The sequence below is a fragment of the Tardiphaga sp. genome, assembly GCF_025356345.1.
GTDB lineage: Bacteria > Pseudomonadota > Alphaproteobacteria > Rhizobiales > Xanthobacteraceae > Tardiphaga.
The window spans coordinates 1-5,423 of record NZ_JANXTC010000158.1 but is presented as its reverse complement, the minus strand read 5'-3'; the positions used below and the strand labels follow the sequence as shown (position 1 = coordinate 5,423).

Annotated in this window: 5 protein-coding genes and 2 pseudogenes; 2 read left to right on the top strand and 5 right to left on the bottom strand. The window is 62.0% G+C overall.

The window, feature by feature from the left end:
* The 3 genes and pseudogenes from Q0S16_RS09290 to Q0S16_RS09280 all read right to left on the bottom strand — a co-directional run.
* Positions 1–609 (bottom strand): annotated as a pseudogene (locus Q0S16_RS09290) (phosphate acyltransferase); the annotation flags it as partial.
* Between the two features lie 265 nt (positions 610–874).
* Complete coding sequence (locus Q0S16_RS09285) at positions 875–1,495, bottom strand: DUF177 domain-containing protein (RefSeq protein ID WP_295847397.1); 621 nt, start codon at positions 1,493–1,495, stop codon at positions 875–877.
* Positions 1,492–2,034 carry a ubiquinol-cytochrome C chaperone family protein gene (locus tag Q0S16_RS09280; protein WP_295847395.1) on the bottom strand — a complete coding sequence of 181 codons (543 nt, stop codon included), beginning with the start codon at positions 2,032–2,034 and terminating at the stop codon, positions 1,492–1,494. The genes Q0S16_RS09285 and Q0S16_RS09280 overlap by 4 nt, the downstream gene beginning before the upstream one ends.
* A 107-nt stretch (positions 2,035–2,141) precedes the next feature.
* On the opposite strand from Q0S16_RS09280, the gene bamE reads away from it, so the two are divergent.
* Together bamE and Q0S16_RS09270 are read left to right on the top strand one after the other, a co-directional pair.
* Positions 2,142–2,612 carry an outer membrane protein assembly factor BamE gene (bamE, locus tag Q0S16_RS09275; RefSeq protein ID WP_295847393.1) on the top strand — a complete coding sequence of 157 codons (471 nt, stop codon included), beginning with the start codon at positions 2,142–2,144 and terminating at the stop codon, positions 2,610–2,612.
* 170 nt (positions 2,613–2,782) lie between these two features.
* Positions 2,783–3,787 (top strand): tripartite tricarboxylate transporter substrate binding protein, encoded by a 1,005-nt coding sequence (locus Q0S16_RS09270; protein WP_295847392.1) that lies wholly within the window; start codon positions 2,783–2,785, stop codon positions 3,785–3,787.
* Between the two features lie 252 nt (positions 3,788–4,039).
* Here the strand turns inward: Q0S16_RS09270 and Q0S16_RS09265 are convergent.
* Both Q0S16_RS09265 and Q0S16_RS09260 read right to left on the bottom strand, forming a co-directional pair.
* Positions 4,040–4,571, bottom strand: a pseudogene (locus tag Q0S16_RS09265) (transposase).
* 156 nt (positions 4,572–4,727) lie between these two features.
* The coding region (locus Q0S16_RS09260; protein ID WP_295847389.1) for a sodium/proton-translocating pyrophosphatase at positions 4,728–5,423 on the bottom strand (696 nt) is incomplete at its 5' end.

Here is a 5,423-nt window from a genome sequence, read left to right as displayed (position 1 = left end):
CAGCAATTCGGCCGCCTCGCGGATTTCCTCGCCGCCCTTGATCTCCTCGACGCCGATGTTGAGCAGGCCGACGGTCGGCCGCTCCAGATCGAACAACGCCGACGCCATGGCGCTGCCCATCACGGCCAGCGCCATCAGATGATGCGCATCGCCGCCAATGGTGGCGCCGAGATCGAGCACCACCGAATCGCCGCGCGTGGTCGGCCAGATCGCCGCCAGCGCCGGGCGCTCGATGCCGTCGAGCATGCGCAGGCAGAACCGCGCCATCGCCATCAGCGCGCCGGTATTGCCGGCGGATACCGCGACGTCCGCTTCGTCCTTCTTCACCGCCTCGATGGCCTGCCACATCGACGACACTCGGCGGCCGCGGCGCAGCGCCTGGCTCGGCTTGTCGTGCATGCTGACGGCGACGTCGGTGTGAATCACCCGGGAAACCGCCTTCAGCGCCGGATGCTTCGCCAGTTCGGCGTCGATCAGGACGCTGTCGCCGAACAGCAGGAATTCACTGTCGGGGTGTCGGGTCAGGGAAATGGCGGCGCCGGGAATGACCACCGATGCGCCAATATCGCCACCCATGGCGTCTAGCGCGATGCGAACCTTTTTCGGCATGAAAGTCCCGGAAACCTGTCTCTTGCGACCCCGAACGCATCGGGCCGCGAACGGATGCTCACCGCAGTGGATGGCGAGCGGCGGAGGTATCGAAATAAACCCTGTTCGAGTCCGGACAATAGCGTTTCCGTGACCCGACACAACATCTTGACCCGGCGTAATTATCTCGCCAGTCGCCGACGCCCGAAATCAGAACCGGGCGGCGGTCACCCCGGACAGGCGGGATGTCATCAGAAAGCGGCGGCACCCTGCTGTCCCGCTTTGCTCAGTCTTCCATTTCGTCCCTGCCGTCTCGTGATCCGCCGGTCCATCCCTTGGGCTTCGTGGCGCCCGCGCCCTCCTTCAGCGCCTTCAGCACCGCGAAAGGGTGCTCTTTCGGGTCGATGACCTCAACTGGCGCTTCGAATACCGCGTCCGGCTTGCGCGGATAGGGGTTGAGCCCGAGATAAAGCGCGTCGGTGGCCAGTCGGCCAAGGTCGATGATGCCGTTTTCGATTGGCTCCGGCGGATCCGGCGTCTCCTCGTCGCTCTCGATGTCCTCATCGACCGATTCGGCCAGTTCGCGAATCTGCGACGGCGGCGCGAACATCAGGTCGATCGCCTCGTCGAAATCGCTTTCCATCGCGTCCAGTGTCACCACGCAGGTCTGCCCGACGCGGCCCCAGACGCGGCCGGTGACATGGACATGGCCGCCCTTGATCGGGGTGACCAGCAGCGAGGCCCTGGCCGAGGCCACGCCGAGCAGCCCGCCAAGGCTCGCCATCGCCTCCCGCTCCTGCGGATTGGCCTCGATGTCGCGTGCCACCCCGGTCTCCGGGATCTGGATCACCGCGATCGGCACGCTCCAGGGGTTGGAGGTGTCGGTTGGGCGTTCGGGTCTTCTCATGTCGTTACCAAAGTTGTCGCGGCCGACGGAAATCGCCAGGCACCGCTTGTCAGCGTTGTTGCATCAAGGGCGGCGAGGTCGGAATTCGCCGTCTCGACATAGGCGGCCAGACGCCGCGCCTGCGCGAGCTCCGTACCATTGTAGATGTTTTTCGACAGCGCCAGCGCCAACGGCTCCCGCCCTGCCCCGAGAGCCATATCATAGGCGGCGGCCCGGCCGTAAAAGGCGCGGCCGAATTCCTGCATTTTCTTCGGCACCCGAAGGTCGCTGGTGCCCAGTTCGCGCAGATTGTCATCGAGATCGCCGCAGAAATGGTCGAACAGACCCTGCGACAGGCCCGATTTGGCATCGAGATGCCGCAGCACCATCCACAGGTGCAGCAGCAACATGTCGAAACGTCCGTTAACCGTGTCCGGCACCGCTAAGTCCCGATAAAACAACGGTTCTCGCGCTTGCGCCACGATGGTGCCATAGATGGACTCAATGGTGCCGCGCAATGGCGTCGGGGTTTTCCGGAAGTGATTGAACGGCCAGACCATCTTGAGTTCCTCAGGCGGGCCCCATGGGCACGCGGATGTTGCATTCAGAGGTTCTGCCCGGTACGTCAACGCCTCGCACGATGCAAGAGGATGGGGTCCGCGCCGCGATGACAATTTCGAGCCATATCGACGCCAGCCACCGGCCAAGGCGTGGCTTTCGCCACCTCCGCGCCGCCCTGACCGTTGCCGCCATCTGCCTGTCGCTGGGCGCCTGCGCCGAGCAATACCAGAAGGGCTACATCATGCCGATCGGCGCGCTGGAGCAGATTCCGATCGGCGCCAGCCAGGACCAGGTGCTGATCGTCATGGGCACGCCCTCCACCGTCGCCACGCTATCAGGCGAAGTGTTCTATTATATCTCGCAGCGCGCCGAGCGCGCGGTGGCCTTCATGCCGCAGAAGGTCACCGACCAGCGCGTCGTCGCGATCTATTTCGACAAGAATCGCAAAGTTAACCGGCTTGCCAATTATGGGCTGCAGGACGGCAAGATCTTCGACTTCATCAGCCGCACCACGCCGACCTCCGGCCAGGAAATGAGCTATCTGACGCCGCTGTTCAAGCTGATCAGCTTCCGATAGTCCCGGCGACATAAATCCCGAAGCAAGCCCCGCGGCGTATGTCGCGGGGCTTTTGTTTTGTCGGGCTGACCAGCCGCCTGCGTCAAAGGTCGTCTTGCTGACCTTGCGGCAGCGCCTTACGTTGGTCCAACACCAAAATCATAACGACAAAAATTTTTAGGGAAGAGACCATGACAAGCCTGATCACGCGCCGAGGCCTGCTGTCGGCTACCGCGGCGTTATCCGCGACATCCCTGCTGCCGCGCGCCAGCCGAGCCGCCGGCGAATGGCGCCCAACCGAAAACGTCCGTATCATCGTCCCCGCCTCGGCCGGCGGCTCGACCGACGTGATGGGGCGCCTGCTCGCCGCGCATCTGCAAACGGCGTGGGGCCAGTCGGCCGTGGTCGAGAACCGCTCCGGCGGCGGCGGCACCATCGGCACCGCCGAAGTGGCGCGGTCAAAGGGCGACGGCCACACCATCCTGGTCGGCAATCCCGGTCCTAATGCGATCGCCTACAGCATCTTCCGCAACCTGCCCTACAAGCCGGAGCAGTTGATCCCGATCAGCAACATGATCCGGATCCCCAACATCGTCTGCGCGCATCCCAGCGTGCCGATCAAGACCATCCCGGAGCTGATCGCCTATATCAAGGCCAACCCTGACAAGCTCAATTACGGCTCGTCCGGTGTCGGCCAGAGCCCGCATTTGACCGGCGCGTGGTGGCTGCAGCTCACCGGGCTGAAAATGCAGCACGTTCCGTTCCGCGGCGCCGGACCCGCGCTGCAGGCCGCGCTCGCCGGCGATATCCAGATCCTGTTCGACAACCTCTACCCGTCGCTGCCGCAGGTGCTCGACGGCAAGCTGAACGCGCTTGCGGTAACCACGACGGAGCGCAGCGCGCAGGCGCCGAACGTGCCGGCGATGCGCGAAACCGCGCCGGAACTGGCAAAGTTCGACGTCTCCTCATGGTTTGGCGTGTTCTATCCGAAAGGCACGCCGCAAGCGGCGGTGGACTCGCTGAACGGCGAGATCAAGGTGCTGCTGGCGCGCGCCGACATCCAGAAAACCATCGCCACGATGGGCGCCGTATCCGACTACGGCACCCCCGCGCAGTTCGCGACCTTCATCGACGCCGAGACCGCCAAGTTCAAGACCATCATCGACAAGGAAGGTCTGAAGATGGATGTGAACTGAGCTCAACCGAGCTCGCCTTCCTTGTCCGGAGGCGTTGGAGGGTTCTTCAAATTAACGCGCCGACCGGGTACCAGGCCATGTTCAAAATCCCGCGACACCCGTCGCGGGATTTTTCACTTGGACTCGCGAAACCCATCACCCCAAATTCCTGCGACGATGGGTTTCGCTCCGCTCTACCCATCCTACAAAAACACCAATTCAATGCGCCAGTGCGTAGGATGGGTAGAGCGCAGCGAAACCCATGACAATGCATTACCGCTCTCCAAATCCGCCAACCCCATCGGAGACGCAACCGCCCCAGTCGACTGAATAGATTCCTTCCCTGACCATTTTTGCAGATGACGATTATGGCCAATCGCGAACCCGACTGACATGCATGTGCTTCACGGGATTGAAGTGAACATCGTTGAAGTGGCGCTCGAAGTCGGTTTCATCCCTTATTGTGTGCTCCCAAAATCGCCGCTGCCATATGACGCTCACCTTTCGCATCACGGCTGATCGATCTTTGCTCCGCCAACGGCAGCGCGCGCGAGAACGCACTTTTGATCAACCTCCATCTCGTCGAAAAATCAGCGTTACCTTCCGGCAGCGTCCAGATGGCGTGGAGATGATCCGGCCATACAACCATCGCATCAATCTCGAACGAATGTCGTTGGCGGGTATACCGAAAAGCTGCTCGCAGATCCGAGATGTGATCGATCAATCGTGAAGACCTACGATCGGCGAGATTAACCGTAAAGAAATAGCATCCACCGCGAAGGAAATTTCGTCGGTATCGCGTCATGTCCGCTCCATTCAGAAGCAGTAATAGCTCACCTCAGCCTAAGCGCATTTTATGAGCGTTCCGCGGGATGGGTAGAGCTCTTGCGAAACCCATCGCCCCAAAATACGAGAGGCGATAGGTTTCGCTCCGCTCTGCCCATCCTACAAAAACATCACCTTAATGCGCCAGGATCGCCAGCAGCAGCAGCGCCACGATGTTGGTGATCTTGATCATCGGGTTGACCGCCGGGCCCGCCGTGTCCTTGTAGGGATCACCGACGGTGTCGCCGGTCACCGCGGCCTTGTGGGCGTCCGAGCCCTTGCCGCCATAATGGCCGTCCTCGATGTACTTCTTGGCATTGTCCCAGGCGCCGCCGCCCGAGGTCATCGAGATCGCCACGAACAGGCCGGTGACGATGACGCCGAGCAGCATCGCGCCGACCGCCGAGAACGCCGCCGACTTGCCGGCCGCGCCGCCGCCAGCAATCGCGTAGATCAGGAAATACACCACCACCGGTGACAGCACCGGCAGCAGCGATGGAATGATCATTTCCTTGATCGCCGCCTTGGTCAGCAGGTCGACGGCCTTTTTGTAGTCGGGCTTGTCGGTGCCCTGCATGATGCCCGGCTTCTCACGGAACTGACGGCGCACTTCTTCCACGATCGCGGAAGCCGCGCGGCCTACCGCGGTCATGCCCATCGCGCCGAACAGATACGGCAACAAGCCACCAAATAGCAGGCCAACGACGACAAACGGATTGGTCAGCGAGAAGTCAGGGATTACCCCCTGGAAGTACGGATATTTGGCCGCGTTGGCGATGAAGAATTTGAGATCCTCACTGTACGCAGCGAACAGCACCAGCGCGCCGAGACC

Bases quoted from the DNA above. Each gene is read 5' to 3' on its own strand.
- Q0S16_RS09285 (WP_295847397.1), bottom strand. From the start codon at position 1,495: ATGAGAAGACCCGAACGCCCAACCGACACCTCCAACCCCTGGAGCGTG.
- Q0S16_RS09280 (WP_295847395.1), bottom strand. From the start codon at position 2,034: ATGGTCTGGCCGTTCAATCACTTCCGGAAAACCCCGACGCCATTGCGC.
- bamE (WP_295847393.1), top strand. From the start codon at position 2,142: ATGACAATTTCGAGCCATATCGACGCCAGCCACCGGCCAAGGCGTGGC.
- Q0S16_RS09270 (WP_295847392.1), top strand. From the start codon at position 2,783: ATGACAAGCCTGATCACGCGCCGAGGCCTGCTGTCGGCTACCGCGGCG.